The following is a 22,819-nucleotide window of genomic DNA, read 5'->3' as shown; positions in this document are numbered from 1 at the left end:
CTCGACGATCCGGATGATCTCAAGCTTTTCGGTGGCGGGATATCTCATTCCTCGTCGCCCCCATGCCCGATCATGCTTTTTTTGAGCAGGCGGTTCTCCAGGGTGAGGTCGGCCAGCGCCTCCTTCAGGTCACGGCTCTCCTTACGCAGCGCCTTCACTTCGTCACTCGTTGCCGAACGGGCAGTGTCGCCGGCAAGCCGCTTCTTGCCCGCTTCGAGGAATTCCTTCGACCAGCTATAATACAGGCTCTCGGCGATCCCTTCACGGCGGCAGATCGCCGCGATGCTGTCTTCGCCACGCAGGCCTTCCAGGACGACACGGATTTTGTCCTCGGCCGAATGATGTTTGCGCGTGGCGCGGCGGATGTCTTTGATCGTCTTCTCTGCCGCCGATGTCTGTGGCCCGGATTTTTGTCTCATCTTCGCTTCCTTTGAGTGAGCTACGATGAGCCGAAAATCCTCTCTTCTCAATTAAGCCAGTTCTGTCTCATGGGCGCTGATGTCGGACACGTCTATTGAGAAGATGCCGCCGCATCTCCGTCGCGGGGGAAAGAATATCTGCAATGAAGCCCGATCGCCGACGCTTCCTGGCTGGCGGCGTCTCGACGTTCGGCATCGTCGCTTTCGCTGGGGCAGCACAGGCAGCTCCAAAGGTCATGCCCCCACATCGCCTGACTTCGGCAGAGTCTGGCGACCGTTCCTATCAGAATCATGGGGATCGTTCCGGACGTGGCAACGTCGGCGAATCGTACAGGGCGCTTTCAGGAATTTCATCGGGTGATGCGAACGACCGAAACGATGGCGCAACGCGGAAGTGATTTCTGGACGGGGCCGGAAGCGGACTGTCTGTTTCTGGAGTTCGGCAGAAAACAGGAGCACTCTCTCCGACAAACAGTCTGGTTCCGACGCCGAGAGCGGTGGGTTAATTAGAAAACCCATTAACGACTTGCATAGCTAATTTAAACTCTCGTTTACCATATCTGTTTACTTTTGCCTTCAGCAGTCGGCAGGAAGACTGCCTCAGAGGGGAATCTCCAAATGGCCGCGCAGGCAAAGCAAAAACGCATCACATCCGAGATCCAGCCGGAAATCTCTTCGCTGGAAGCGAAATATGCTCGGTTCGACAAATTCCTGAAAGGTCTATGGAAGGATGTCTATCCGGAGACTGCGACCGACCTGCACGATTCCATCACGTCCTCGGCCTACAACGCCCTGAAGGCCGAATTCCCGTTGCCAGAAGGGGCCAAAGTGCTGGATATCGGTTGCGGCCAGGGCGTTGCGCTCAAGCATTTCGCCGCCGACAAGCTCGACGCCGTCGGCATCGCCATCGGCGAGGATGTACGCATATGCTGCGAGAAGGGCTACAACGTCATCGAGATGGACCTGTCCTTTTTGGATTTCGAGGACGAGACTTTCGATCTCGTCTGGTCACGGCATGTGTTGGAGCACAGCATCTTCCCCTATTTCTCCCTGGCCGAAACCTACCGCGTGTTGAAGCCGGGAGGGATCCTCTATATGGAAGTGCCGGCGCCCGATACAGCGGCGAACCACCAGAAGAACCCCAATCACTATTCCGTGCTCGGTCGCTCGATGTGGCTCGAATTGATCCGTCGCGTCGGCTATTCGTCCGTCCGGGTCCGCGAGATCGGGTTCAATCTGGCGGCCGGTCCCGATCGGTATTGGAGCTTCATCATCAAGAAGGGCTGACCCGCGACTTTGCTTCGCATGCGACAGCCCTGCGGGGTGCTGGTGGTCCCGGCAAGAATCGCTTAAGCAAGAGGCAGGCGCAGCCCGCGCCTCCCTCCCTCCGCAGGGGAAGCATGATCATGCCGGGCGCTTTGTCATGGGACATTCGCGAGCGCTGCATAAGGAGGGATTGCGGATCAGCTCGCTGTGCGAGGTTCCGATGACTGTTCCTATTTTCCTGCTCAAGCGTCAGGCCCGGCGGCTGGCGCGCGACAAAGATCTGCCGCTCCACAAGGCGCTGGATGCAATCGCCCGGCGCCAAGGCTATCAGGCCTGGAGCCATCTATCCGCCAAACTTGGCCGCGCAATCGACCCCGACCCCAATCTATTCGTAGAACCCGGCGAGCTGTTGCTGATCGGCGCCCGACCCGGCCATGGCAAGACGCTGTTCGGCCTCGGTCTGGCGGCGGATGCGGTAAAGATAGGTCATCGTGCGTCGATATTCTCTCTGGAGGAGACGGAGCCCGCGCTCAGGAACCGACTGGAGCGGCTTCAACGCGGCGAGGCGGCCCGGTCCAAACGGCTGCAGATCGATCCGACTGACGGGCTCGACGCCGATCACATCATGTCGCGGCTCCGCTTCGCCCAGCCGGGCGACGTCGCCGTTGTCGATTATCTGCAACTTCTCGACCAGAACAGGACATCGCCGCCGCTGAGGGACCAAGTCAGCCATCTCCGCAGTCTGGCGCGCGACAAACGGATTCGGATCGCCTTCCTGTCGCAGATCGACAGGCGGTTCGAACTCTCGGGGAAATCAATCCCCGATTATTCCGACGTCCGGCGGCTGGACGCGCTGGGGGCAGGACTGTTCGACAAGGCCTGCTTCCTGCACGAGGGGAAAACCAGCCTCGTCACACTACCGAGCGCAAGCTGAACCGTCGATCAGGGTGGGTCTCAGGCCCGCCCGAAGGTGTCCTCGATGCGAACGATGTCGTCCTCGCCGAGATAGGAGCCGGTCTGCACTTCCACCAGTTCGAGCAGGATCTTGCCGGGATTGGAGAGACGGTGCAACTCGCCCTGCGGGATGTAGATCGACTCGTTTTCGCGCAGCATCTGTTTTGTCTCGCCGATTTGAACTTCGGCGGTGCCGCGCACCACGATCCAATGTTCGGAGCGGTGGTGATGCTTCTGCAGCGACAACTGCTTGCCGGGCTTGACGAAGATGCGCTTGACCTGGAAGCGCTCGCCCATCAGCACGGAGGTGTAGCCGCCCCAGGGGCGGTAGCTGGTGCGGTGTTCTTCGGTCAGCTTGGCGGTCGCCGGGTTCTTCATGAGATCCTTGACGACCTTGCCGACATCCTGCGCGTCGGTGAGCTTGCCGACATAGACGGCGTCTTCCGACACCAGCACCACGGCGTCCTCGACGCCATTGACCGCGACATGGGCGCTTTCGGAGAAAACGAAAGAGTTCTTGGTGTTGTAGAGATTGACGGGTCCGCGGGCGACATTGCCGTCGGCGTCGCATTCGCTTTCCTTCCACACCGCGTCCCAGGCCCCGAGATCGGACCACTGGATCGGCGAGGGCGCGACGGAGGCGAGCTTGGTGTGTTCGAAGATCGCATAGTCGACGGAAATGTCGGGCGACTTGGCGAAATCGGCTTCGCCGAGACGGACGAAATCGAGGTCGACGCGGGCATTGTCGACGGAAGCCTTGGCGGCGGCGAGGACATCAGGCGCAAAGGCCGCGCATTCGCCGAGGAAGACGTCCGAGTTGAACAGGAACATGCCGGAGTTCCAGTAATAGTTTCCGGTCGCCAGCATTTCCTTGGCGCGCTCTTCATTCGGCTTTTCCACGAAGCGCTGCACGACATGGGCACCGGAGGCTTCCTTGGCGCCCGCTTCGATATAGCCGAAGCCGGTGGCCGGGGAGGTCGGCGTAATGCCGAAGGTGGCCAGCCGTCCCGCGCGCGCCGCAGCGGTAGCGGTGTCGATCGCCGTCACATAGGCGTCGTCGACGCGGATATTGTGGTCGGAGGCCAGCACATGCACCAGCCGCGGGCCGTTCTTGGCGGCGATCAAGGTGGCGGCCGCGATCGCCGGCGCGGTGTTGCGGGCGGTCGGCTCAAGAATGACCGCCTCCAGTTCGACGCCCGCCTCGAGCGCCTGCTCGGCGACGAGGAAGCGATATTCGGAATTGGTCACGACGATCGGCTTGCCGTACCGCTTGGGATCCTTGAGCCGCTTCAGCGTCAGTTGGAACAGGCTGTCGTCTCCGGTCAGCGCCAGAAACTGCTTGGGCCGCGCCGAACGCGACATCGGCCAGAGACGCGTGCCCTTGCCGCCTGCCAGAATAACCGGGACGATGAGATCCTGAGACATGTTCGAAATGCTCCAAATAAGGGTCAGAACCGCCGCGGCGCGCGTGCATGCCAGCAGTCGGCCCAATCACGTTTCCAATCTTCATTGGCATATTCTTCCGCAGGGAAACAAGCATCTCGGCGAAACAGGACAAATTGTGGTGAATGCTGCAAAACTCCGACAATTGATTCGCATCACGAGGGAAGACGAGCATGGAGCGCATCGCGGCGATGGTCATGTTGAGCGCCGGCTGGAGGCGTCTTGCGATCGCGGTCGCAGCCGGCGCCTTTTCGGCGCTGGCGCTGCCGCCTTTCGGCCTGTTTCCAGCCGGCTTCGTGTCCTTCTCGCTGCTGGTCTGGCTGATAGACGGCGCCTCGGGCAATCCCGATCGCGGCGTCATTCTCCGCCGTTGGCCGTCCTTCCTGATCGGCTGGAGTTTCGGCCTCGGCTATTTCGTCGCCAGCCTGTGGTGGACCGCCAATGCGCTGCTTGTCGACGCCGATGAATTCGCCTGGGCGGTGCCGCTGGCGGCGGTCGGGCTGCCTGCCTATCTCGCGATCTATTATGGTCTGGCCGCAGCTCTCGCGCGGATGCTCTGGACGGACGGCTTCCTGCGCATCCTCGCGCTCGCCGCAAGTTTCGGCCTTGCCGAATGGCTGCGCGGGATGGTGTTCACCGGCTTTCCCTGGAATGCGGTCGGCCAGGGCTTGATGCCCTTCCCGCTGATGATGCAAAGTCTCGCCGTGGTCGGCAGCGCCACGATGAACATCGTCGCAGTCTTCATCTTCGCAGCCCCGGCTCTGTTCGCCTCGACCCGCGGTCGCGCCACAGGTCTCAGCCTTGCGACGCTTCTCTTCATCGCTCATCTCGGATATGGCGGCTATGCTCTCTATGTCGCCCCGCAACCGGCGCAGACCGACCGCATCGTCCGGCTCGTCCAGCCCGCCATTTCGCAGGCCGACAAGCTGGACGACGCTCAACGCGCCGCCGTCTTCCAAGCGCATCTCGATCTCACCAAGGCGCCGCCTGTCGATGGCGGAAAACCGCCGCGGCTGATCGTCTGGCCGGAAACCTCGGTTCCCTTCATCTTGACGCGCAGCCCGGATGCGCTGTCGCTGATCTCCGACGCGCTCGAGGACGGGCAGACCCTGTTTGCCGGCGCGGTGCGGGTGGAAGGCGGCGGCGCCGAAGAGCGCTACTACAATTCGATCTACATGATCGATTCCCAGGGACAGATCATCGGCGCCGCCGACAAGGTGCATCTCGTGCCGTTCGGCGAGTTTCTGCCTTTCGAGGACTTCTTCCGCAAGCTCAACCTGCAGGCGGTGGCCGCCATGCCTGGGGGCTTTTCCTCCGCCGTTCAGCGCGGCATGCTGACGCTTCCGGATGGCTTCAGGCTGCTGCCGTTGATCTGTTATGAAATCATCTTCCCCGACGAGATCGAGACCGATGGCTCCGACGCGCCCGATGTGATCCTTAACATTACCAATGACGAATGGTTCGGCGTCAGTCCCGGTCCCTGGCAGCACTTTCTCCAGGCGCGCCTGACGGCGGTGGAAACAGGGCTACCGGTGATCCGCGACGCCAACAGCGGCATTTCTGCGGTGATCGATCCGCGCGGAAGGGTGACCGCAGGACTTGCATTTGGCGCAAAAGGTTTCATCGATACAACCATTCCGACCAAGATCGACACAATTGTGCCAAAAGCCTACCGCACACTCCTCTTCGGGTTGCTGCTGTTATCTAGTTTTTTGATTGTATTGCTTGCTCGCATGGGTTTTGTTTTCGAACGCAATTGACCAAAAACCCCTAGAAAGGCATAGTGTAATCGACGAGTTCAGCAAAATGCCAGAACACGTTATCGATTAACGACATGCAACGTTCGGTTTGCGAATCCTCCCGTATTGGCGGCAGAACTGCAGGGCACACATCACCGGAAACAAAAAATGATAGAAAACAAGAAGAAACCGAATCCGATCGACATCCATGTGGGCAGCCGGATTCGCCTTCGCCGCACCATGCTGGGTATGAGCCAGGAGAAGCTGGGCGAGAGCCTCGGCATCACCTTCCAGCAGATCCAGAAATACGAGAAGGGCACGAACCGCGTCGGCGCCAGCCGTTTGCAGGCGATTTCGGGCATTCTGAACGTGCCGGTGTCCTTCTTCTTCGAAGATGCTCCCGATGGAAATCCGGCCAATACGCCGTCCGGCCTCGCAGAAGCGTCGAGCTCCAATTATGTGGTCGATTTCCTGTCGTCCTCCGAAGGACTGCAGCTCAACCGCGCTTTCGTGAAGATCACCGACCAGAAGGTTCGCCGCAAGCTCGTCGACCTCGTCAAGGCTCTCGCCGCTGAGGCGGAAACCGAATAATGCCGCATCTGGATTGCGGGTTTCCATAGGGGAGCCCGCATCCGGCCGCGTGCCCGCGGCCCCTTACTCAAAACCTCTCGTAATTGCTGAACTGTCCGCCCTGTTTCGCTCCGCGACGCAGGGAATTAGCGCGTATACGCAAATCCGTTAACGAAGCGGAAAGAGGTTCATATAAAGATATATTTATGTCCTTCTACGCTTGTTTTTCCACAGGCGAGTGACTACACATGCTTCGGTCTTTCATTGAGGGGAATCCCGCATGCGCTCCAGCTATCTGTTCACCAGCGAGTCGGTATCTGAAGGTCATCCAGACAAGGTCTGCGACCGAATTTCCGACGAAATTGTCGATCTCGTCTATCGTGAAGCCATCAAGAGCGGCATCGACCCCTGGTCGGTCCGGATCGCCTGCGAGACGCTCGCCACCACCAATCGCGTGGTGATTGCCGGGGAAGTGCGCCTGCCCCCGAGCCTGATGAAGAAGGACAAGAACGGCGTCAACCAGATCAACCCGTCCAAGTTCAAGGCCGCGGCGCGCAAGGCCATCCGCGACATCGGCTATGAGCAGGACGGCTTCCACTGGAAGACCGCCAAGATCGACGTGTTGCTGCATTCGCAGTCCGCAGACATCGCCCAAGGCGTCGACAACGCCTCCGACAAGCAAGGCGAAGAAGGCGCAGGCGACCAGGGCATCATGTTCGGCTATGCCTGCACCGAAACGCCGGATCTCATGCCGGCGCCGATCTATTACTCCCACCGCATCCTGCAGCTCCTGTCGGAAGCCCGCCGCAAGGGCGAAGGCGACGCCGGCAAGCTCGGCCCGGATGCGAAGAGCCAGGTGACGGTGCGCTATGTCGACGGCAAGCCCGCCGAGGCGACCTCCATCGTGTTGTCCACCCAGCATCTCGACGCCTCCTGGGATTCCCAGAAAGTTCGCAGCGTCGTTGAGCCCTTTATCCGTCAGGCGCTCGGCGACCTGCCGATCGCAGAGGACTGCGCCTGGTACATCAATCCCACCGGCAAATTCGTGATCGGCGGTCCTGACGGCGACGCCGGCCTGACGGGCCGCAAGATCATCGTCGACACCTATGGCGGCGCAGCGCCGCATGGCGGCGGCGCGTTTTCGGGCAAGGACACGACCAAGGTCGACCGTTCCGCCGCCTATGTGGCGCGTTATCTCGCCAAGAATGTCGTGGCCGCCGGTCTTGCCGATCGCTGCACGATCCAGCTTTCCTACGCCATCGGCGTTGCCCAGCCGCTGTCGATCTATGTCGATCTGCACGGCACCGGCAAGAAGGTGACCGAAGACCAGGTCGAGGCCGCGATCCGCAAGGTGATCGATCTCTCGCCCACCGGCATCCGCCGCCATCTCAACCTCAACAAGCCGATCTACGCCAAGACGTCGTCCTACGGCCATTTCGGTCGCAAGGCCGGTCGTGACGGCTCCTTCTCCTGGGAGAAGCTCGATCTCGTCAAGCCCATCAAGGAAGCATTGGCTTCGTGAGCGCGTCCGACGATCAGGCTGAGCGCCCTTCGCGATCGACCGAAGCCTTTTTCGGTCGACGCAAGGGCAAGGCGCTCAGGGTCAATCAGGTTCGCCTGATGGACGAGGCGTTGTCGGCGCTGAAGCTGGATCTTTCCAAGCCCGCTCCGGTGTCTCTCGCAACGCTGTTTCCCACGCCCGTCGAGCGGATCAGGCTCGAAAGCGGCTTCGGCGGCGGCGAGCATCTCATTCACCGGGCGCTGGAGAACCCGGAGACCGGCTTCATCGGCGTCGAGCCCTTCGTCAATTCCATGGCGAAGTTGCTGGCCCGCGTCGAAGAGCAGGGCATCCGCAACATCCGCCTTTTCGACGACGACGCCACGCTGGTGCTCGACTGGCTGCCGTCAGCCTCCATCGACCAGATGGATCTGCTCTATCCCGATCCCTGGCCGAAGAAGCGTCACTGGAAGCGGCGCTTCGTGTCCGATGTCAATGTCGAACGGTTCCACCGCGTCATAAAGCCGGGCGGGCAGTTCTGTTTCGCGTCCGACATCGACACTTATGTGAACTGGACGCTTGAGCATTTCGACCGGCATCCCGGTTTCGAATGGTCGGCGCGGAACGCCAGCGACTGGCTGACGCCATTCACCAACTGGCCCGGCACACGCTACGAGGCGAAAGCCCGGCGCGAAGGCCGCTCTTCGGCCTATCTCACCTTCCGCCGGCTCTGATTTTCAGAATTTCAAACTCTTGAGAAACGCCAGGGCGGCCGCATTGAACACATGCGGCCGCTGGATCGGCGCAAAATGGCTGACGCCCGGCAGACGGGCCAGTCTGCCATTCGGCAGGGCATGGGCGAGGTATTCGGCATGTTCCGGCGCGATGAATTCGTCAAATTCCGCCTGCGCGACGGCAACCGGGGTCCGGATCGTTTCAAGGTCCTGCGCCGACAGGTTGGGTTCGTTGCGCTGCATCAGCGACACCGCATCGGCGAACTCCTGAAAAGCCTCGGGCGTTTCCGACAAGAGCGCATAGTCGTTGCGGTTTCTCGAGAGGCAGCGTTCGATCACGGGCGTCAGCTTGAACGGCATGACGCCGAAGGGATCGACATTGCAGGCAAAGAAGAACAGGCCGGCGACGCGACCGGGATGGCTGCGGCAAAGCTCGAGCCCGGTGCAGGCTCCGTCGCTCCAGCCGATGACGGCGAAGCGTTCGACCTCCAGTTCGTCGCAAACCGCGATCACATCCTGGCCGAGCAGCCGATAACTGAAGGGTCGTCCGTCGCGAGTGCTGCGGCCATGACCACGCGTATCGATCAGCAGGAGCCGGTAGCCGGCTTCAAGGAGTGGCTCAATCTGATTGGCCCAATTGCCGCTATGCCCGAGACCGCCGTGGAGCAGGAAGGCGCAGGGGCCGCGTTCACCATGAAGCGCCCACCATATCCGGGCGCCGTCGACTGCGGTGACGCCGGTCTTTTCGGGCGTCCGCGCAACAGCCAGGCCGTCACGCTCGAAATCAATCAGCTGATCGTCCTGCCTGTACATTCCCGCCCTCCCCGCCCGCGCGAAGAGCGCGCTTGCTCGTGACGTTAGGCGAGACGCCGCAATCCGGCAAGAGCAGCCGGATTGCGGAATATAAGCTAGTGTAGACTTACCGTCTGCAAATCATCCTCGGCGGCCTTAAAGAAGGTCGAAGAGCGATTGTCGGTGAGAAGAATCGGCGTGCCGTCGGCGCCGAACAGCGCCCAGAGGTCGAGACCTGGATTGAGGTTCGGGGCTTCGGGAAAAACACGCGACACGTCTTCTGAACGCATCTTGCGGATATAGCCGAGCTTTCCAGCGCCGAGATGCGCGAACTCGCTACGTGTCAAGCGATCCAGTGTGGGTCTTGCGGCCATTCTATTGCCTCCTTCATGCTTCGGAAGACGCGGGGCCAATCCCGTCCAACCATCATTCTGAAACAGAGATGTTAATTTTTCGCACAAGCTTTTCGGGTTCCGGACGAATGAGGTCGACGGAGAGCAGTCCGTTCTTGAGGCTAGCGCCGATGACCTGCATTCCGTCGGCCAGCATGAAGCAGCGCTGAAACTGCCGCGAGGCGATGCCGCGATAAAGAAACTCGCGCTCACCCTGCTCGGCCTGGCGGCCGCGGATGATCAGCTGGTTCTCTTCGGTGGTCACATCGAGATCGTCCTCGCCGAACCCGGCCACGGCCAGCGTGATCCGCAGGCGTTCGGGCTCGCCGGCGGCGGCGTTGGCCTTCAGACGTTCGATATTGTACGGGGGATAGCCGTCATTGTTCTTGGCGAGACGTTCGAGCGTCTTTTCCATGGCGTCGAAGCCCAGAAGAAGCGGGCTGGCGAAAGGGGCAATACGCGTGTTCATTCCGTTCATGTCCTTGGCTGCAAGCGACAATCGCCGGGCCTCGTTCAAGCGTCCGGCAAGACGACATATGGTGACTTGCGGATGGACTTGCAAGACGCTTGCGCTTGCGGCGGCAGCAGGCAATAGTCGCCGCGAAATCAATAAGAAGAGGACCGGCGCCGACATGGCCAATCCGCGAAAGATCATCATCGACACCGACCCTGGCCAGGACGACGCGGCCGCCATCATGCTCGCTTTGGGCTCTCCCGAGGAGATCGACCTGCTCGGCGTCACCACGGTGGCCGGCAATGTGCCGCTGTCGCGCACGCAGACCAACGCCCGCATCGTCTGCGAATTTTCCGGCCGCACGGACGTGAAGGTCTTCGCAGGCTGCGACCGGCCGCTCAAGCGCCCGCCGGTGACCGCGGAATATGTGCATGGCCCGACCGGCCTCGACGGCCCGGAGCTTTTCGAGCCGACCATGCCGCTGCAGGCGGTGAACGGCGTCGATTTCATCATCGACACGCTGAGGACGCATGAGGCGGGGACGGTCACGCTCTGCACGCTCGGGCCGATGACCAATGTCGCCACCGCCTTCCAGCGCGCGCCCGACATCGTCGCCAGGGTCAAGGAAGTGGTGATGATGGGCGGCGCTTATTTCGAAGTCGGCAACATCACCCCGTCCGCCGAATTCAACATCTATGTCGACCCCGAAGCCGCCAGCATTGTTCTCAAGTCGGGCGCTCCCGTCACCATGATGCCGCTCGACCTGACGCACAAGGTGCTGACGCTCAAAGCCCGCGTCGAAAAGATCCGCGCGCTCGGCAACCGCGCCGGTGTGGCGCTCGCCGAAATGCTCGATTTTTTCGAGCGTTTCGATGTCGAGAAATACGGCTCCGACGGCGGCCCGCTGCATGATCCCACCGTGATCGCCTATCTCATCAAGCCGGAGATCTTTTCCGGTCGTCATTGCAATGTCGAAATCGAGCTCGACTCGGAGCTAACTGTGGGCATGACCGTCATCGACTGGTGGCGCGTCACCAAGCGCGAGAAGAACGCGATGGTGATGAAGGACATCGACGCCCAGGCGTTTTTCGACCTGCTGACAGAGCGGGTGGGACGTCTCTGATTGCATCAATAGGTCAGTCAAAGCGGTCTCAGGAAACTGGGGCCGTTTTTTATGCCAACAAACCAAAAGGGAGCGGCCCGAGAGCCGCTCCCCAATTCTGACCGGTGGATCAGAGTGATAGGCTATTGGCCTATCACATCATGTCCATGCCGCATGTTCAGCGCGCTTGACGCGCTGAACCATCTTTGTTGATGGGCGGCTTTATGGACCTGTGTGATAGGCTGTCGCCTATCACATCATGTCCATGCCGCCCATGCCGCCCATGCCGCCCGGCATGCCGCCGGCAGATTCCTTCTTCGGAAGTTCGGCGATCATGGCTTCGGTGGTGATCAGCAGCGAAGCAACCGAAGCTGCGTTCTGCAGAGCGGTGCGGACAACCTTGACCGGGTCCACGATACCCATGGAGATCATGTCGCCGAATTCGCCCGTCTGAGCGTTGTAGCCAAAGTTGTCGTTGTCCTTTTCGAGGATCTTGCCGACGATGATGGAAGCTTCGTCGCCAGCGTTGTCAGCGATCTGGCGAACCAGCGACTGCAGCGCGCGGCGAACGATGTTGATGCCGGCTTCCTGGTCGTCGTTGACGCCCTTGACGGTGATCTTCGTGGACGAACGCAGCAGTGCGGTGCCACCGCCGGGGACGATGCCTTCCTGAACGGCAGCGCGGGTCGCGTTGAGCGCGTCGTCGATGCGGTCCTTGCGTTCCTTGACTTCGATTTCCGTGGAGCCGCCGACGCGGATCACGGCAACGCCGCCAGCGAGCTTGGCAAGACGTTCCTGCAGCTTTTCGCGGTCGTAGTCAGAGGTAGTTTCTTCGATCTGGGCCTTGATCTGGGCGACGCGGCCTTCGATGTCGGACTTGGCGCCGGCGCCGTCGACGATCGTGGTGTTTTCCTTGGAGATCGAAACCTTCTTGGAACGGCCCAGCATGTCGAGGGTGACGTTTTCGAGCTTGATGCCGAGGTCTTCGGAGATCACGGTGCCGCCCGTCAGGATGGCGATGTCTTCGAGCATGGCCTTGCGGCGATCGCCGAAGCCCGGAGCCTTGACGGCAGCGATCTTGAGGCCGCCGCGGAGCTTGTTGACGACGAGCGTTGCGAGAGCTTCGCCTTCGACGTCTTCAGCGATGATGAGGAGCGGCTTGCCGGTCTGAACGACGGCTTCGAGCACCGGCAGCATGGCCTGGAGGTTCGAGAGCTTCTTCTCGTGCAGAAGGATGAACGCGTCGTCGAGGTCGGCGACCATCTTTTCGGCGTTGGTCACGAAGTAGGGCGAGAGGTAGCCGCGGTCGAACTGCATGCCTTCGACGACTTCGAGTTCGGTTTCGGCGGTCTTGGCTTCTTCAACCGTGATGACGCCTTCATTGCCGACCTTCTGCATGGCTTCGGCGATATCAGCGCCGACCTGCTTGTCGCCGTTGGCGGAGATCGTGCCAACCTGAGCGACTTCTTCAGACGTCGAGATCTTCTTGGCCTTGGCCTGGAGGTCCTTGACGACTTCCGACACGGCGAGATCGATGCCGCGCTTCAGGTCCATCGGGTTCATGCCGGCGGCAACGGCCTTGGCGCCTTCGCGAACGATGGCCTGGGCCAGAACGGTTGCGGTGGTCGTGCCGTCGCCAGCGATATCGTTGGTCTTGGACGCGACTTCGCGAACCATCTGTGCGCCCATGTTCTCGAACTTGTCTTCAAGTTCGATTTCCTTGGCGACCGAGACGCCGTCCTTGGTGATGCGCGGAGCGCCGAAGGACTTGTCGATGATGACGTTGCGACCCTTCGGGCCGAGGGTGACCTTCACCGCATCGGCGAGGATGTCGACGCCGCGCAGCATCTTTTCGCGCGCAGTACGGCCAAACTTGATTTCTTTAGCAGCCATTTTGGAAAACTCCCGGGCTCATTGCCCATTGGTTTGCTTGGAATTTGACGAAACCGGCAATCAGCCGATGATGCCCATGATGTCGGATTCCTTCATGATCAGAAGGTCTTCGCCATCGAGCTTGACTTCGGTGCCCGACCACTTGCCGAACAGAACGCGGTCGCCGGCCTTGACGTCGAGAGCAACGAGATTGCCCTTGTCATCGCGCACGCCGGAGCCGACGGCGACGATTTCGCCTTCCTGCGGCTTTTCCTTGGCGGTGTCCGGGATGATGATGCCGCCCTTGGTCTTTTCTTCGGATGCAACGCGACGAACCACGACGCGGTCGTGAAGCGGGCGGAAATTGGTGCTTGCCATTGTCTGTTTCCTCGATCAAATGACATTACCGGGTCAGGCCCGGGGGAAAGGTTGTTAGCACTCCCTCCTATGGAGTGCTAGCGGCACTGGATTTAGGGTCGAGGCGTCCGAGAGTCAAGGATCGGCCGCACGAAAAAAATTTCAATAAGGTAAACGCGGGACCCGAATGAGCGATTTGGAACAGCTCTCCATCCGCCCCCCTCATCCGAGCTTCGGCGACGCCGCCCGCGTCTGGGCGAAGATCGGCGTCCTCAGTTTCGGCGGCCCTGCCGGGCAGATCGCGCTGATGCACAAGGAACTCGTCGAAGACAGGCGATGGATCTCGGAGAGCCGCTTCCTGCACGCGCTCAATTTCTGCATGCTGCTGCCGGGCCCCGAGGCCCAACAGCTCGCCACCTATATCGGCTGGCTGCTGCATGGCTGGCGCGGTGGGCTGATCGCGGGCCTGCTCTTCATCCTGCCCGGATTTTTCGTAATCCTCGGCCTCTCCGCTATCTACGCTATCTGGGGCCAGACCGGCCTGCTCGACAGCGCCTTCATGGGCTTGAAGGCAGCTGTGCTGGTGATCGTGATCGAAGCTCTGATCCGCGTCGGCAAGCGCTCGCTCAAGAACAACGCCATGCGCGCAATCGCGCTTTCGGCCTTCATTGCCCTGTTCGCCTTCGCCGCACCCTTTCCGCTGGTGATCCTGGCGGCGGCGCTGATCGGATATGCCGGCTTTCGCTTCGCGCCCGAACTGTTCACCAGCGGCGCACATCATACAGCGTCGAGAGACCGTCCGGCTGTCATCGACGCGGATCATCCGGGCCGTCCGGCAAGCTGGCGCGGTTCGATCGCGGCGGCGGTCGTCTGGTCGGCGCTGTGGGCTGCGCCATTCGCGCTTCTCGTCGCCTACGGCCTCGGCTCCAGCGTCTATCTCGACATCAGCCTGTTCTTCTCGCAGATGGCTGTCGTCACCTTTGGCGGCGCCTATGCCGTGCTCTCCTATGTCGCGCAGCAGGCGGTCGATCATTATCATTGGCTGAAGCCGGGCGAGATGCTCGACGGTCTCGGTCTTGCGGAAACCACGCCGGGGCCTCTGGTCCTGGTGCTGAGCTTCGTCGGCTTTATCGCCGGTTTTCGCGCGCCCGGCGATATGTCGCCGCTTTTCGGCGGCGCGCTCGGGGCGCTGCTCACCACCTGGGTCACGTTCACGCCATGCTTCCTCTGGATCTTTCTCGGCGCGCCCTGGATCGAGAAGCTGCGCTCCAACCAGGCCCTGTCGGGCGCGCTGGCGGCGATTTCGGCGGCCGTCACCGGCGTCATCTTCAACCTCGCGCTCTGGTTCGGGACTCATGTTCTTTTCGCCCGGCACGTCAAGTTCGAGGAAGGCCCCTTCCGAATGAGCCTTCCCGAACCGGCGTCGGTCGATATCGTTCAGCTTGCGCTGACGGCGCTGGCGGCGATCGCGCTCTTCCGGCTGAAGCTCGGCGTGTTCAAGACGCTGGCGCTGCTGGCCGGGGCCGGTTTGCTGGCCGGGCAAGCGACCTGACGAAGCGGCGTCGAACAGACTTGCCAATTTCGCCATCCCTGTCATAACCCGTGGCATGACAGACAAACGCGCCCTGCCTTCGAAAGCCGACTTCGCCCATGTGACGGAATGGGTGTTCGATCTCGACAACACGCTCTATCCACATCACGTCGATCTGTTCGCGCAGATCGACCGTAACATGACCGCGTTCGTGGCTGAGTTGCTCGGGCTCGAGGTGGACGAGGCGCGCAAGCTGCAGAAGCTCTATTATCACGAACATGGCACCACGCTGCGCGGGCTGATGCATCACCACGGCCTCGAGCCATCAGCCTTTCTGGAAGCGGCCCATCGCATCGATTATTCGGGTCTCGCGGTCGACGAAGGGCTGAGCGAGGCGATCAAGGCGCTGCCCGGACGCAAGTTCATTCTCACCAACGGCACGGTCAAACATGCCGAGGAAGCCGCACGCGCACTCGGCATACTCCACCACTTCGAGGATATATTCGACATCGTCGCGGCGGACTACGTGCCGAAGCCGGCGGGCTCGACCTACGACAAATTCGCGAGCCTGCACCGGGTGGAAACGCGCCAAGCCGCGATGTTCGAGGATCTGCCTCGCAATCTCCAGATCCCGCGCGCTCTCGGCATGAAGACGGTTCTGATCGTCCCCCTCAACAAGGACCATCACCTCGAACGCTGGGAAATCCCCGACGAGCGTGATCCCGCGATCGATTTCATCACCGACAATCTCGCCGATTTCCTGCGCGCCGTCGTGTGAACAACTTGCTGAACGGGTCATTCAGGCCCCGTTCAGCGCCCTTCCTCTATTCATGAGGTCAACGTCGCGATCGGATCTGTCCAGCGCGACGATGACAAGGCCGGTTCCTCCCCCGCCCGGCCGCGACCAGAGAAAGGTTGATATCATGAACGCCAAGACACTTATCGCCTCCACCCTCGCGCTTGCCGTCGCTGCCACCAGCGGCGCCGCTTTTGCAGCCACGACGCCCTCCACGACCGCAAAGGATCCCGCCAAACGCGAGCAGCGCGTCGCCTATATGATCAAGCGCCTCGACACCAACAAGGATGGCAAGGTTTCCAAGCAAGAAATGGAAGCAGCCATGAACACTACCCTTTCGGTGGTGGACGCCAACAAGGACGGCTTCCTGTCCAAACAAGAAGTCGAAGCCGGCAAGGACGCTTTAAAGGCCTATCGCCAGAAGGTTAAGGCCGAGCCCAATGCCAACCTCGCCGCACCCGCGCGACTGCCGAATGGCGTGATCAAGCATTTCGACAAGATCGACGCCAACAAGGACGGCAAGCTGTCCAAGGAAGAACTGGACCGGGTCGCCGACCGCATGTTCCAGCGCCGCGACGCCAACAAGGACGGCTTCATCACCGCTCAGGAATTCCTGGCGACCAAGGCCAAGAAGCAGGGCTGACCTGCTCCAAGCCGATGGCATCACGGCGTCTCCGTCAGGAGGCGCCGTTTTCCTTTTCATAGAAGCGCTTGATGATGGCGCAGGCCTCGTCGGCGGTGTTGACGAAGCTTATGAGGTCGACATCCTCGGGCGCGATCGTGCCAAATTCCGCGAGCGCGTCAAAATCTACGACCCTCCGCCAGAACTGTTCGCCGAACAGGATCAACGGCACTTTCGCCATGCGGCCAGTCTGCATCAATGTGATCGTTTCGAACAATTCGTCCAACGTGCCGAAGCCGCCGGGGAAGACGGTGATCGCCTTGGCCCGCATCAGGAAATGCATCTTGCGGATGGCGAAATAATGGAAATTGAAGCTAAGTTCCGGCGTGACATAGGGGTTCGGCGCCTGTTCGTGCGGCAGCACCACGTTGAGCCCGATCGAAGGCGCGCCGACATCGGCGGCGCCGCGATTGCCCGCTTCCATCACGCCGGGACCGCCGCCCGTCACCACCACATATTCCTTGTAGTCATGTCCCGCCGACCATTCCGAGCACAGGCGGGCGAATTTGCGGGCTTCGTCATAAAAGACGGACGCCGCTTCGAGATTGGCTTTCTGGCCGGCGTTCTTGGCAGCCCAGGCCGGTTGGCCGGGAGCGGGAATGCGCGCGCCGCCGAACATCACCACGGTCGAGCGGATGCCGTATTCGGTAAGCAGCATTTCGACTTTCAGCAATTCGAGTTGCAGCCGCACCGGGCGCAACTCCTCTCGGCAGAGAAAATCATTGTCCGCGAAAGCTAGGCGATAGGCTGGCGACAGGGATTGCGGGGTTCCCGGAATGCGCTCGGCGCGCTTGAGGTCGCTGCGGCTACTGCGCAGGGGATCCCACACGCCGTCCTTGCGCCTGAGTTCGTCGGTTTTCCCCTTTGCCATGCTTATTTCCATCCGCTATAGAGCCGCAACCGGCCCAGTTTTTCGTTATTCTGGCAGGATAATCCTTCAAAGCTTAAGGAATTCCCATGACCGTCCATGACCTCGCCTCGCTCGAAAAGACCATCGACGCCGCCTTCGACAATCGCGATTCCGTTTCGACTTCGACCAGAGGCGAGATCCGCGACGCCGTCGAAACCGCGCTGAACCTGCTCGACGCCGGGAAAGTGCGCGTCGCGACCCGCGGCGAGGACGGCGCATGGACCGTGCATCAATGGCTGAAGAAGGCGGTTCTGCTCTCCTTCCGACTCAACGCCATGGAAATCATCAAGGGCGGTCCAGGCGATTCCACCTGGTGGGACAAGGTGCCGTCCAAGTTCGACGGCTGGAGCGCCAACGAATTCGAGAAGGCCGGGTTCCGCGCCGTGCCGAACGCCGTCGTCCGCCGTTCGGCCTATATCGCCCCCAACGCCATCCTGATGCCGTCTTTCGTCAATCTCGGCGCCTATGTCGGTGAAGGCACGATGGTCGACACCTGGGCCACCGTCGGCTCCTGCGCCCAGATCGGCAAGCATGTGCATCTGTCGGGCGGCGTCGGCATCGGCGGCGTGCTGGAGCCGATGCAGGCCGGCCCGACCATCATCGAAGACAATTGCTTCATCGGCGCCCGCTCTGAAGTCGTCGAAGGCTGCATCGTGCGCGAAGGCTCGGTGCTCGGCATGGGCGTGTTCATCGGCAAGTCGACCAAGATCGTCGATCGCGCCACCGGCGAAGTCACCTATGGCGAAGTGCCGCCCTACTCCGTCGTCGTCGCCGGCTCGATGGGCAGCGGCAACTTGATGCCGAACGGCGTTGTTGCTCCGAACCTCTATTGCGCCGTCATCGTCAAGCGCGTCGACGCGCAGACCCGCTCCAAGACCGGCATCAACGAGTTGCTGCGCGACTGAGGCGATTCGTATGCGAGAGATCAAGGCGCTTCCGGGCGCCTTTTTACGGGCTGCGAACGATAGTTTCGGGCGTAATGCAGTTTATGCCGAGTTGCTCGAAATCTCTCAGATTTCTGCTGAGAACGACGAGACGATGATGTCTTGCCGTTGCGGCGATGAGCACATCAGCGAACTGAGGATTGTGACCGTCAGCGATCACAGCGCCCTCCAAACGTCCTGCGTCAAGGGCGACCACAAGATCGATTGGAAGAATACTTTCCCGGTATAAAGCGACCAAGTTCTCAAGCCAGCGCCACAATTTTTCGGCACGCGCCGGATCGCCTCTCTTGGACTTCGAGAGCTTTTCTGCGCCTTTAGCAATTTCCTGAATCGTCACGGCAGAAATGTAGACGCGGCCCTCAGACCATTCCGCTTTCAGCCAATCCAGGATAGCGCGGTCCAATCCCTGGCGGCCGGGATAAAACTCGGACACGATGTTGGTGTCGAGCAGCCACCCGTTCACAGATCACTCTTTCGACCACGCGATGGGTTGCGCTCAAACAACTCCGACTCGGCGCCAGGAAACGTGGCCAGAAAGTCGATGAGGTTTTGTCGCGGCGAATTGTTGGGCGCAACGCCCTTCAAAGCCTCGAGAGGCACGAGCGCGGCCACCGGCTCCCCGCTACGGGAAATCGTCACGATCTCGCCGTCTCTCACCTCGTCGATCAGGTCCGAAAGATCTGCTTGCACTTCGGCGATCGTAACTGTGCGCATAGGGATTTCCTCGATCAGAGAGACCAGAATGCGGGGCGTGCGTTTGCGTGTCAATTCACTTGCGCTTTTCCCCGTGACAGAGCCGCAATCATCGGCTAACGCTGGACCATCATGCCTGTCACCGATCCGATTGATAATCTTCAAAAGCTCATTCGCTGCCCCTCCGTGACGCCCGACGAGGGCGGCGCGCTGAGGCTTATCGAGTCTCTGCTGACGCCGCTGGGCTTCAATGTCGAGCGCATGACGATGAGCGAGGCCGGAACGCCCGATATCGACAATCTCTATGCGCGATTGGGCGAGACCGGCCCGCATTTGATGTTCGCCGGCCACACCGACGTGGTGCCGGTGGGTGACGAAGCCGCCTGGAGCCATCCGCCCTTCGGCGCTGAAATCCATGACGGCGTTATGTTCGGCCGTGGCGCTGTCGACATGAAGGGCGGCGTCGCCTGTTTTGCGGCTGCCGTCGCCCGGCATATCGAAAAGCACGGCCGTCCCCAGGGATCGATCTCCTTCCTGATCACCGGCGACGAGGAAGGTCCCGCGGTCAACGGCACGGTGAAATTGCTGGAATGGGCGCATGCCCGCGGCGAGCGTTGGGACGCATGCCTGGTGGGCGAACCCACCAATCCGGACAATCTCGGCGACATGATCAAGATCGGCCGCCGCGGCTCGGTCTCCGGCTCGGTCACGGTGCATGGCGTGCAGGGCCATGTCGCCTATCCGCATCTGGCGGAAAATCCGGTTCGCGCCGCCCTCGCCATGGCGACGGAACTGATGGAGGCGCCCTTCGATCACGGCACCGATGATTTCCAGCCGTCCAACATGGAAGTGACGACGATCGACGCCGGCAACAAGGCGACCAACGTCATTCCCGCCAAAGTGAGCTTCGCCTTCAACATACGCTTCAACGACGCCTGGACGGCCGACACGGTCAAGTCCGAAATTATTCGGCGCCTGGATCAGGGCGCGGCATCCTCGGCGCTGCGGCCGGGCCGCGAGCCGGCGCGCTACGATCTCGTCTGGGCCGAGCGGCCGAGCCATGTGTTCCTCACCCGCGACGAACGACTGATCGGCACGCTGTCGCGCGCGATCGAGCGGCATACGGGCGCCACGCCGAAGCTTTCCACGACGGGCGGCACCTCCGACGCGCGCTTCATCAAGGATTACTGCCCGGTGGTCGAGTTCGGCCTGGTCGGCCAGACCATGCATATGGTCGACGAGCGCGTGAGCGTGTCGGAACTCGAAGCGCTGACGCGGATCTATGAGACGTTCATCGCCGACTGGTTCAGAGATGCCGGGGCGTGAGGAGCTCTTCTATTATCTGAATGGCCTGTGGCTGCTGATCCGCGGCCGCAGCGAGGGCTTTCAGTGGCTCGATCTGAGTGACCGCGGTTTCTGGCGGTCATGGTGGGCGATCGTCTATTGCCTGCCGCCCATTCTCCTCGATCTCTGGGGAACACGGGCCGTCTATCTCCAGGGCATGCCGGAGAACACCCATCTCGGCAACGGCTTCTGGTCGGGCCTGCTGTTTCTCGACCTTCTGTCCTGGACCGCGCCTTACGCTATCCTCTTCGCCGCGATGAGCGCCGGCGGTTATGCTTCGCGCTTCCGACCCGCCGTCATTCTGCTCAATTGGCTGGGCGTGCCGGTGCAATGGATGTTGATGGGCATATCCGCATCAATGGTCGTCGCGCCTGAGAATATCGACGTGCAGGCGTCGATCGCGCTCGTGCTCTACCTCGTCTCCGGCTATGCGCATGTGATGGTGATGCTGCAACTGATGGAGCGCAAGGCGCTTCCGGCCACGGCCTTCGTGATCGCCATCGCAGCAGGTTCGATGCTCACCCAATATTATGCGATCGACGCGCTCGGCCTATCCTTCGGTTGACTCGTCATCATCCAGCGTCAGAAGCGTAGACAGGTCGCCGTAGTCGACCTGCATGAAGAACAGTCCGTGCGGCGGAGCCACGGGTCCACAGCGGGCGCGATCCCGTGCGAGCAGCGCCTCGCGGATGTCGAGCGCGCTCCATTTTTCTTCGCCCACCATTTTCAGCGTGCCAGCGAAGGAGCGGATCTGATTGTGCAGGAAGCTCTGCGCCGAGGCGCGGATCTCGACATAATGGCCATTGCGCGTGACATCGACCCGCTCGATCGTCCGGCGCGGGTTCTTCGCCTGACAATGCGAGGAGCGGAAGGTGGTGAAATCGTGATGGCCGACGAATTCCTGCGCCGCCTCATGCATGCGCTCCGCATCGAGCGGCTTTTTCACATGCCAGGCGCGTTCTGCGTCAATGGCCGAGGGCGCCATGCGGTTGATGATGCGATAGAGATAATGGCGCTTGGTGGCCGAAAAGCGCGCGTCGAATGTGTCGGGAACAAGTTCCGCCGAGAGGATGGCGACCCGCTCCTCCGCCATGGCGAGATGGGCGTTGACGGCATTGGCCACCGTCGCCGCCTTCCACTCGCGGCTGAGATCGACATGGCAGACCTGGCCGAAGGCGTGAACGCCTGAATCGGTGCGGCCGGCGGCGCGTAGCGACACCTCTTCGCCGGTCATCGCGAAGATGGCCTTTTCGATCGCGCCCTGCACCGATTTGCCATTGTCCTGGCGCTGCCAGCCGACATAGGGCACGCCGTCATATTCGACGATCATCTTGTAGCGCGGCATCAGCCGATCCTCGCGCCGGCCGGGACGGAAAGTCCGCGCAAGAAGTCGGGCGCATCGAGCGGCTTGCCGCCAGCCTTTTGCAGCTTCAAGAGACGCACCGCCCCATCGCCGCAGGCGATGGTCAGCCGGTCGTCGAGCACGGTCCCCGGCTCCCCTGCTCCTGAAGCGCGCTCCGAGCGCAGCACTTTGACGCGTTCGATTTTGCCGCCGAACTCCGCCTCGAACCAGGCGCCGGGAAAGGGCGCGAGGCCGCGAATGTGATTGTTGACGTCGCTCGCCGGCTTGGAGAAGTCGATGCGCGTCTCGTCCTTGCTGATCTTGGCGGCGTAGAGAACGCCATCTTCCAGCTGTGGCGTCAGCGTCAGCGTTCCCGCCTCGAGCGCGGCCATGGCTTCGACCATCAGCGCCGCGCCCATCTCCGACAGCGCGTCATGCAATTCGCCTGCAGTCATGGCGTCGGGAATGGCGATCTCGCGGGTCATCGCCACCGGTCCGGTGTCGAGCCCCTTGTCCATCTTCATCACCATCATGCCGGTCTTTTCGTCGCCGGCCATGATCGCGCGCTGAATGGGCGCGGCGCCGCGCCAGCGCGGCAGAAGCGAGGCATGGCCGTTATAGCAGCCGAGCCGGGTTCCCTCGAGGATCGACACAGGCAGCAGTAATCCATAGGCGACGACGACGGCGACATCTGCGCCGAGCGCCCTGAACGCCTCGACATCCTCGGTCGCCTTGAAGTTCACCGGCGTGCGCACTGGGATGCCCAGTTCCTTGGCCGCCTTATGGACCGGAGACGGCGTCAGTTCGAGCCCGCGACGGCCGGCAGGCCGGGGCGGCTGGGAATAGACGGCGACGATCTCGTGACCGGCGGCGTGCAGCGCTTTGAGGATGGGCGCGGAAAAATCGGGCGTTCCCATGATAATGATTCTGAGCGGCATGGCGGATCTCCGGCTGATCGCCCCTTCAAGCCTCTTGAGAGCAGAAG

At 61.4% G+C, this 22,819-nt stretch carries 24 protein-coding genes and 1 pseudogene; 13 read left to right on the top strand and 12 right to left on the bottom strand.

The window, feature by feature from the left end; all coding sequences use genetic code 11:
* Positions 1–419: pseudogene (locus E8Q41_RS01960) on the bottom strand (transposase); the annotation flags it as partial.
* A 618-nt stretch (positions 420–1,037) separates the two neighbouring features.
* Between E8Q41_RS01960 and E8Q41_RS01955 the strand changes: the two are divergent.
* Together E8Q41_RS01955 and E8Q41_RS01950 are read left to right on the top strand one after the other, a co-directional pair.
* Positions 1,038–1,706 (top strand): SAM-dependent methyltransferase, encoded by a 669-nt coding sequence (locus E8Q41_RS01955; protein ID WP_137153814.1) that lies wholly within the window; start codon positions 1,038–1,040, stop codon positions 1,704–1,706.
* Between the two features lie 199 nt (positions 1,707–1,905).
* Positions 1,906–2,619, top strand: a complete 714-nt coding sequence (locus E8Q41_RS01950) for a DNA helicase (protein WP_170976329.1) — start codon at positions 1,906–1,908, stop codon at positions 2,617–2,619.
* Positions 2,620–2,639: 20 nt separating this feature from the next.
* Here the strand turns inward: E8Q41_RS01950 and E8Q41_RS01945 are convergent, their stop codons facing one another.
* Entirely contained in the window at positions 2,640–4,064 is a 1,425-nt protein-coding gene (locus tag E8Q41_RS01945; RefSeq protein ID WP_137153812.1) for a mannose-1-phosphate guanylyltransferase/mannose-6-phosphate isomerase, read from the bottom strand.
* A 191-nt stretch (positions 4,065–4,255) separates the two neighbouring features.
* Between E8Q41_RS01945 and lnt the strand changes: the two genes are divergently transcribed.
* From lnt to trmB, 4 genes are all read left to right on the top strand, one after another.
* Complete coding sequence (gene lnt, locus E8Q41_RS01940; protein WP_137153811.1) at positions 4,256–5,842, top strand: apolipoprotein N-acyltransferase; 1,587 nt, start codon at positions 4,256–4,258, stop codon at positions 5,840–5,842.
* Positions 5,843–5,989: 147 nt separating this feature from the next.
* Positions 5,990–6,412: a helix-turn-helix domain-containing protein gene (locus E8Q41_RS01935; RefSeq protein ID WP_137153810.1), complete on the top strand. Its 423-nt coding sequence runs from the start codon at positions 5,990–5,992 to the stop codon at positions 6,410–6,412.
* Between the two features lie 259 nt (positions 6,413–6,671).
* Positions 6,672–7,913, top strand: a complete 1,242-nt coding sequence (metK, locus tag E8Q41_RS01930; RefSeq protein WP_137153809.1) for a methionine adenosyltransferase — start codon at positions 6,672–6,674, stop codon at positions 7,911–7,913.
* Entirely contained in the window at positions 7,910–8,623 is a 714-nt protein-coding gene (gene trmB / locus E8Q41_RS01925; RefSeq protein ID WP_170976328.1) for a tRNA (guanosine(46)-N7)-methyltransferase TrmB, read from the top strand. Before metK ends, trmB begins: the two co-directional genes overlap by 4 nt.
* Positions 8,624–8,626: 3 nt before the next feature.
* Here trmB and E8Q41_RS01920 read toward each other — a convergent pair whose 3' ends face one another.
* From E8Q41_RS01920 to E8Q41_RS01910, 3 genes are all read right to left on the bottom strand, one after another.
* Entirely contained in the window at positions 8,627–9,436 is an 810-nt protein-coding gene (locus tag E8Q41_RS01920) for an alpha/beta hydrolase (protein ID WP_137153807.1), read from the bottom strand.
* Between the two features lie 95 nt (positions 9,437–9,531).
* Positions 9,532–9,789, bottom strand: a complete 258-nt coding sequence (locus E8Q41_RS01915; protein WP_137153806.1) for a DUF1150 family protein — start codon at positions 9,787–9,789, stop codon at positions 9,532–9,534.
* 52 nt (positions 9,790–9,841) lie between these two features.
* Positions 9,842–10,276 (bottom strand): Hsp20 family protein, encoded by a 435-nt coding sequence (locus tag E8Q41_RS01910; RefSeq protein ID WP_137153825.1) that lies wholly within the window; start codon positions 10,274–10,276, stop codon positions 9,842–9,844.
* 163 nt (positions 10,277–10,439) lie between these two features.
* On the opposite strand from E8Q41_RS01910, the gene E8Q41_RS01905 reads away from it, so the two are divergent.
* The gene (locus E8Q41_RS01905; protein ID WP_137153805.1) at positions 10,440–11,384 is read left to right on the top strand and encodes a nucleoside hydrolase; all 945 of its coding nucleotides are present in this window, start codon (positions 10,440–10,442) and stop codon (positions 11,382–11,384) included.
* A gap of 231 nt (positions 11,385–11,615) precedes the next feature.
* Here E8Q41_RS01905 and groL read toward each other — a convergent pair whose 3' ends face one another.
* On the bottom strand, positions 11,616–13,256 hold the full coding sequence (gene groL, locus E8Q41_RS01900; protein WP_137153804.1) for a chaperonin GroEL: 1,641 nt from the start codon (positions 13,254–13,256) through the stop codon (positions 11,616–11,618).
* A 60-nt stretch (positions 13,257–13,316) separates the two neighbouring features.
* Entirely contained in the window at positions 13,317–13,613 is a 297-nt protein-coding gene (groES, locus tag E8Q41_RS01895) for a co-chaperone GroES (RefSeq protein WP_137153803.1), read from the bottom strand.
* A 166-nt stretch (positions 13,614–13,779) separates the two neighbouring features.
* Between groES and chrA the strand changes: the two genes are divergently transcribed.
* The 3 genes from chrA to E8Q41_RS01880 all read left to right on the top strand — a co-directional run bounded on the left by chrA (position 13,780) and on the right by E8Q41_RS01880 (position 16,562).
* The gene (gene chrA / locus E8Q41_RS01890) at positions 13,780–15,144 is read left to right on the top strand and encodes a chromate efflux transporter (RefSeq protein WP_137153802.1); all 1,365 of its coding nucleotides are present in this window, start codon (positions 13,780–13,782) and stop codon (positions 15,142–15,144) included.
* Between the two features lie 55 nt (positions 15,145–15,199).
* Positions 15,200–15,901 (top strand): pyrimidine 5'-nucleotidase, encoded by a 702-nt coding sequence (locus E8Q41_RS01885; RefSeq protein WP_137153801.1) that lies wholly within the window; start codon positions 15,200–15,202, stop codon positions 15,899–15,901.
* A gap of 145 nt (positions 15,902–16,046) precedes the next feature.
* The gene (locus E8Q41_RS01880) at positions 16,047–16,562 is read left to right on the top strand and encodes an EF-hand domain-containing protein (RefSeq protein WP_170976327.1); all 516 of its coding nucleotides are present in this window, start codon (positions 16,047–16,049) and stop codon (positions 16,560–16,562) included.
* 34 nt (positions 16,563–16,596) lie between these two features.
* On the opposite strand, the gene E8Q41_RS01875 is transcribed toward E8Q41_RS01880, so the two are convergent.
* The gene (locus tag E8Q41_RS01875; RefSeq protein WP_137153799.1) at positions 16,597–17,472 is read right to left on the bottom strand and encodes an LOG family protein; all 876 of its coding nucleotides are present in this window, start codon (positions 17,470–17,472) and stop codon (positions 16,597–16,599) included.
* An 86-nt stretch (positions 17,473–17,558) separates the two neighbouring features.
* Between E8Q41_RS01875 and dapD the strand changes: the two genes are divergently transcribed.
* Positions 17,559–18,416, top strand: coding sequence for a 2,3,4,5-tetrahydropyridine-2,6-dicarboxylate N-succinyltransferase (gene dapD / locus E8Q41_RS01870; RefSeq protein WP_137153798.1), 858 nt, complete (start codon positions 17,559–17,561; stop codon positions 18,414–18,416).
* Between the two features lie 43 nt (positions 18,417–18,459).
* On the opposite strand, the gene E8Q41_RS01865 is transcribed toward dapD, so the two are convergent.
* The gene (locus E8Q41_RS01865) at positions 18,460–18,918 is read right to left on the bottom strand and encodes a type II toxin-antitoxin system VapC family toxin (RefSeq protein ID WP_137153797.1); all 459 of its coding nucleotides are present in this window, start codon (positions 18,916–18,918) and stop codon (positions 18,460–18,462) included.
* Positions 18,915–19,169: a type II toxin-antitoxin system prevent-host-death family antitoxin gene (locus tag E8Q41_RS01860; protein ID WP_137153796.1), complete on the bottom strand. Its 255-nt coding sequence runs from the start codon at positions 19,167–19,169 to the stop codon at positions 18,915–18,917. The genes E8Q41_RS01865 and E8Q41_RS01860 overlap by 4 nt, the downstream gene beginning before the upstream one ends.
* Before the next feature lie 111 nt (positions 19,170–19,280).
* Here E8Q41_RS01860 and dapE point away from each other — a divergent pair, with 111 nt between their 5' ends.
* Both dapE and E8Q41_RS01850 read left to right on the top strand, forming a co-directional pair.
* On the top strand, positions 19,281–20,474 hold the full coding sequence (gene dapE / locus E8Q41_RS01855; protein ID WP_137153795.1) for a succinyl-diaminopimelate desuccinylase: 1,194 nt from the start codon (positions 19,281–19,283) through the stop codon (positions 20,472–20,474).
* Complete coding sequence (locus tag E8Q41_RS01850) at positions 20,461–21,057, top strand: hypothetical protein (protein ID WP_170976326.1); 597 nt, start codon at positions 20,461–20,463, stop codon at positions 21,055–21,057. The genes dapE and E8Q41_RS01850 overlap by 14 nt, the downstream gene beginning before the upstream one ends.
* Here E8Q41_RS01850 and truA read toward each other — a convergent pair.
* Complete coding sequence (gene truA / locus E8Q41_RS01845; RefSeq protein WP_137153793.1) at positions 21,043–21,837, bottom strand: tRNA pseudouridine(38-40) synthase TruA; 795 nt, start codon at positions 21,835–21,837, stop codon at positions 21,043–21,045. The genes E8Q41_RS01850 and truA overlap by 15 nt on opposite strands.
* Positions 21,837–22,772 (bottom strand): methionyl-tRNA formyltransferase, encoded by a 936-nt coding sequence (gene fmt, locus E8Q41_RS01840; RefSeq protein WP_137153792.1) that lies wholly within the window; start codon positions 22,770–22,772, stop codon positions 21,837–21,839. The genes truA and fmt overlap by 1 nt, the downstream gene beginning before the upstream one ends.
* Positions 22,773–22,819: the final 47 nt, after the last annotated feature.

It is taken from the genome of Rhizobium sp. FKL33 (assembly GCF_005222915.1).
Taxonomy (GTDB): Bacteria; Pseudomonadota; Alphaproteobacteria; order Rhizobiales; family Rhizobiaceae; genus Rhizobium_E.
This window is presented reverse-complemented; position numbering and strand designations above follow the sequence as displayed.

Coding starts and splice junctions, on each gene's coding strand:
- E8Q41_RS01955 (WP_137153814.1), top strand. CDS start 1,038: ATGGCCGCGCAGGCAAAGCAAAAACGCATCACATCCGAGATCCAGCCG.
- E8Q41_RS01950 (WP_170976329.1), top strand. CDS start 1,906: ATGACTGTTCCTATTTTCCTGCTCAAGCGTCAGGCCCGGCGGCTGGCG.
- E8Q41_RS01945 (WP_137153812.1), bottom strand. CDS start 4,064: ATGTCTCAGGATCTCATCGTCCCGGTTATTCTGGCAGGCGGCAAGGGC.
- lnt (WP_137153811.1), top strand. CDS start 4,256: ATGGAGCGCATCGCGGCGATGGTCATGTTGAGCGCCGGCTGGAGGCGT.
- E8Q41_RS01935 (WP_137153810.1), top strand. CDS start 5,990: ATGATAGAAAACAAGAAGAAACCGAATCCGATCGACATCCATGTGGGC.
- metK (WP_137153809.1), top strand. CDS start 6,672: ATGCGCTCCAGCTATCTGTTCACCAGCGAGTCGGTATCTGAAGGTCAT.
- E8Q41_RS01920 (WP_137153807.1), bottom strand. CDS start 9,436: ATGTACAGGCAGGACGATCAGCTGATTGATTTCGAGCGTGACGGCCTG.
- E8Q41_RS01915 (WP_137153806.1), bottom strand. CDS start 9,789: ATGGCCGCAAGACCCACACTGGATCGCTTGACACGTAGCGAGTTCGCG.
- E8Q41_RS01910 (WP_137153825.1), bottom strand. CDS start 10,276: ATGAACACGCGTATTGCCCCTTTCGCCAGCCCGCTTCTTCTGGGCTTC.
- E8Q41_RS01905 (WP_137153805.1), top strand. CDS start 10,440: ATGGCCAATCCGCGAAAGATCATCATCGACACCGACCCTGGCCAGGAC.
- groL (WP_137153804.1), bottom strand. CDS start 13,256: ATGGCTGCTAAAGAAATCAAGTTTGGCCGTACTGCGCGCGAAAAGATG.
- groES (WP_137153803.1), bottom strand. CDS start 13,613: ATGGCAAGCACCAATTTCCGCCCGCTTCACGACCGCGTCGTGGTTCGT.
- chrA (WP_137153802.1), top strand. CDS start 13,780: ATGAGCGATTTGGAACAGCTCTCCATCCGCCCCCCTCATCCGAGCTTC.
- E8Q41_RS01885 (WP_137153801.1), top strand. CDS start 15,200: ATGACAGACAAACGCGCCCTGCCTTCGAAAGCCGACTTCGCCCATGTG.
- E8Q41_RS01880 (WP_170976327.1), top strand. CDS start 16,047: ATGAACGCCAAGACACTTATCGCCTCCACCCTCGCGCTTGCCGTCGCT.
- E8Q41_RS01875 (WP_137153799.1), bottom strand. CDS start 17,472: ATGGCAAAGGGGAAAACCGACGAACTCAGGCGCAAGGACGGCGTGTGG.
- dapD (WP_137153798.1), top strand. CDS start 17,559: ATGACCGTCCATGACCTCGCCTCGCTCGAAAAGACCATCGACGCCGCC.
- E8Q41_RS01860 (WP_137153796.1), bottom strand. CDS start 19,169: ATGCGCACAGTTACGATCGCCGAAGTGCAAGCAGATCTTTCGGACCTG.
- dapE (WP_137153795.1), top strand. CDS start 19,281: ATGCCTGTCACCGATCCGATTGATAATCTTCAAAAGCTCATTCGCTGC.
- E8Q41_RS01850 (WP_170976326.1), top strand. CDS start 20,461: ATGCCGGGGCGTGAGGAGCTCTTCTATTATCTGAATGGCCTGTGGCTG.
- truA (WP_137153793.1), bottom strand. CDS start 21,837: ATGCCGCGCTACAAGATGATCGTCGAATATGACGGCGTGCCCTATGTC.
- fmt (WP_137153792.1), bottom strand. CDS start 22,772: ATGCCGCTCAGAATCATTATCATGGGAACGCCCGATTTTTCCGCGCCC.